Annotated in this window: 3 protein-coding genes; all 3 read right to left on the bottom strand. The window is 59.6% G+C overall.

Features of this window, described 5'->3' with window-relative positions:
• Positions 1-231: 231 nt before the first annotated feature.
• Positions 232-2,076, bottom strand: coding sequence for a S8 family serine peptidase (locus CJ255_RS24240; RefSeq protein WP_097646116.1), 1,845 nt, complete (start codon positions 2,074-2,076; stop codon positions 232-234).
• A 92-nt stretch (positions 2,077-2,168) separates the two neighbouring features.
• Positions 2,169-2,312, bottom strand: a complete 144-nt coding sequence (locus tag CJ255_RS21450; RefSeq protein WP_165774874.1) for a hypothetical protein — start codon at positions 2,310-2,312, stop codon at positions 2,169-2,171.
• A gap of 22 nt (positions 2,313-2,334) precedes the next feature.
• Positions 2,335-2,940, bottom strand: coding sequence for an NHLP leader peptide family RiPP precursor (locus CJ255_RS24245; protein ID WP_217352516.1), 606 nt, complete (start codon positions 2,938-2,940; stop codon positions 2,335-2,337).
• Positions 2,941-3,207: the final 267 nt, after the last annotated feature.

Genomic DNA, 3,207 nt, shown 5'->3' on the forward strand with positions numbered 1-3,207 from the left:
TCGTAGATTGCCATGGGATGCCGACTAAAGTCGGCACTCCAACTGTAAAGCTGAAAGGCCGTTTCTGAAACCATGTCTTACAGTTGGAGTGCCGACGTTAGTCGGCTGAGGTCTTTGGCAGCGATGGGAAGCCGACTAACGTCGGCACTACCTACGGCGCAAACAGGAATGTTCCTACGAACCTTCGCTCAGGATGGCAACGCAACGGGGTAATCAACAGCATCCGCTTCCCTAACGCACAACGAGCGGAAGGAAGATGGTGTAATCCAGGTCAATCGGGTCGGCGGGGTCAGTCGGGTCGGTCGGGTCGGTCGGGTCGGTCGGGTCGGTCGGGTCGGTCGGGTCAGTCGGGTCGGTGGGGTCAGTCGGGTCGGTGGGGTCGGTCGGGTCGGTGGGATCAGTCGGGTCAGTCGGGTCAGTCGGGTCGGTGGGGTCAGTCGGGTCGGTGGGGTCGGTGGGGTCGGTGGGGTCGGTGGGGTCGGTGGGGTCGGTGGGGTCGGTGGGGTCGGTGGGATCAGTCGGGTCGGTGGGATCAAAGGGCGTATTGCTCACCACAGCAAACGCTTGCGCCGCGCTGGTGAGCGCATGCCCACGCACGCGCAGCGTCCAGACGCCCGGCGCTGGATCGTCAACATGCACCTGCTCCACCACATTGCGCCGATCCACGCCACGGGTGGCAGCGGCTGCCGGGGTGGCCGGATTGAGCACCCATGGCAGGTGAATGGTACCATCAGGCGCGACCAGTTCAAGATCAAGATCATTGATCAGCAGGGTACAACCCTCACTATGGCTATCGCAGGTACCCAGCTCGGCAGCGGGATCATTCCAGACGAGGGTGGCTTTTAGGAGATTTGCACCCTCGGCAACCGTCATCGTTCGGGTGACGACTGCCCCATTGGTGATGCTGGCTTCAAGGATGCGATCGCGCACCACTGCCGCATAAGCCGCTTGGGCATCTACCAGGCCATAGCCTGAAGCAAAATCGGGGCCAGGGCGGTAATACTGGGCCGTTAGGGGATCATCCTCAGAGGGCACGAGATCGCGTGCGGTCTGGATCAAGAGCGCCTTGATCGTCTCGCTACGGAACGCCTGGGTTTCAAAGACTTCACGGTAACGCTGAATGATAATCGCGGCAATCCCCGAAACATGGGGCGTTGACATTGAGGTGCCATCCTCTGGCTTGTAGCCCCCGCCGGGAATCGTAGAGACAATCGCCACCCCTGGAGCAACCAGATCAGGCTTGAGGCGGCCATCCTTGGTTGGCCCCCAACTGCTGAAGTCGGCGCTGCTCACGGCATCGTTTATCTGCGTTGCACCAACGGTAATGACATTCTTGGCCGCAGCCACATCAGAGAGGCTGAAGTAGTTGAGGTAGGGTGGTTCAACATTGAAGCCACAGATTGGCTCCTCTTCTTGCTTGTTATCGCTGGTGCCTTCACGAAAGTTACTGGCAGCGATCACAACGGTGATCTGCTTGTTGTGCCTGCCCGCGGCAATGGCATCCAAATTTTTGGCAAAATTCGAGTAGATATTGTGGGTCTCGCAGGTTGTAGATTGAAAATCACCACCCCACGAGTTGGAAGAGACATCGATCTGCTGTTGCTCAATGGCATGCTGGTGGTCATCAATCACCCAACCTGTGCCGTAGGAGAAGAGACGCACCCCCGATGCCACGCCGCGCCACTGGTTGGCACTCCCGCCATGGTTAACACTATTGCGTCCATCGCCACCGATGACACCAGCCACAAGGGTGCCATGCTCTCCGGGCGCTGCACCATCATCAAAAGAATCTAGATGTACCACAATCCGACCAGTAAAATCGGGATGGTTCGCATCTACCATGTCATCAAAGACCGCAACCTTCACGCCTGTGCCAATAGCATCGGGATGGGCCGCTTGCAACGCTTGCACATTGGTCTGGTCACGCGCAGTGTCGTTCTGAAGATCGATCCTATCCGCTGTGAAAGAGCGTAGCATCGGGGTAGGGGCTGCTTGCTCTGCTAAAGGGCTTCCTAGACTCAGACCAACGACAACGATCAGGCCAATCATGGCGAGAAGGCTTGTGAATAGCTTCATTCGTTTACTCCTAGACAAGGTTCGTGACAACTTTACCGTTTACGCCATAGGTAGTGCCAACGTTAGTCGGCTTCCCAGCGATGGCAAAGACCTCAGCCGACTAACGTCGGCACTACGATGCCCGCACATAGACTATTCAGCAGCGCCGCACCGCAGAGCCAGCCCGCAAGGACGTAATTGGCCGCGATGGGGTAGGTCAGCAACCAGACCAGCAGCAACACAAATGCTACGATCAAGAGCAGGTAGGTATAGCTCCAACTAATGGCAGCGTAGCACCGCCGCGTTCCTGCCTGAACCACCATCCCCGCGCATACAAGGGGATGCGGGCGGGCACCCCCCAGAACTGCGCCCGCCCGCCGCTACCGCCTCAAGCTCCGTGTCGCGCAGCTCATCCGCGTTGATGCGCGAGCGGAAGGGCAGCACCAGGTAGCGCTGCGTCGGGGTCTCTTCGAGCGCCTGCAGCGCCACAAAATCAGGCACCTCCGTGCCATAGCTCTGCTGGAGCGCAGTTTTGGGATCGCGCAGCAACTCTTGGCGAAAGGCGGGATCGCGCTGCGCCTGCGCCTGCACCTCGGTAGTCAGGCTGAACCATGCCGCCAGCCCAATGGAAGCCATGAGGCCGCCCATGGTCTTGAGCATCGTGCGACGGCTGATCGGACGCTGCCAGGGCAGCACGAGGTAGCGGGTGAGCGCGGTCTCTTCAACCACCTTGAGTTCGACGTCTGGGGGCAGTTCGGCACCAAACGTCGTCGCTAACGTCGCTTTAGGGTCGTGCAGCAGCGCCTCGCGGAAGGTGTCGTCCGTCCAGGCACGGGTGATGATCGCTTCGTTCAGGTCGTGGGTTGGTTCTGGTGTTTGGGACATGGTTGGCTCCTGTTGTGTGACGCAAAGGCGCAAAGGCGCAAGGTTTGGTTAGGCTTAGCGGCTGTCTGAAAAGGGTATCAGTGCCATACCATACTACGTGGCACGCGGTGGAGTGCCGACTTTAGCCGGCTAAAGCCGGCACTCCACCGCGTAGCAACCGACTTTTCAGACAGCCTCTCAACGGCATAGCTCCTCGCGTCCTCGCGTCCTCGCGTCCTCGCGTCCTCGCGTCCTCGCGTCCTCGCGTCCTCGCGTCCTCGCGTCCTC

The organism is Candidatus Viridilinea mediisalina (assembly GCF_002532535.1).
Lineage (GTDB): Bacteria > Chloroflexota > Chloroflexia > Chloroflexales > Chloroflexaceae > Viridilinea > Viridilinea mediisalina.

Excerpts from the sequence above, each read along its gene's own strand:
- CJ255_RS24240 (WP_097646116.1), bottom strand. The coding sequence starts at position 2,076 with ATGAAGCTATTCACAAGCCTTCTCGCCATGATTGGCCTGATCGTTGTC.
- CJ255_RS24245 (WP_217352516.1), bottom strand. The coding sequence starts at position 2,940 with ATGTCCCAAACACCAGAACCAACCCACGACCTGAACGAAGCGATCATC.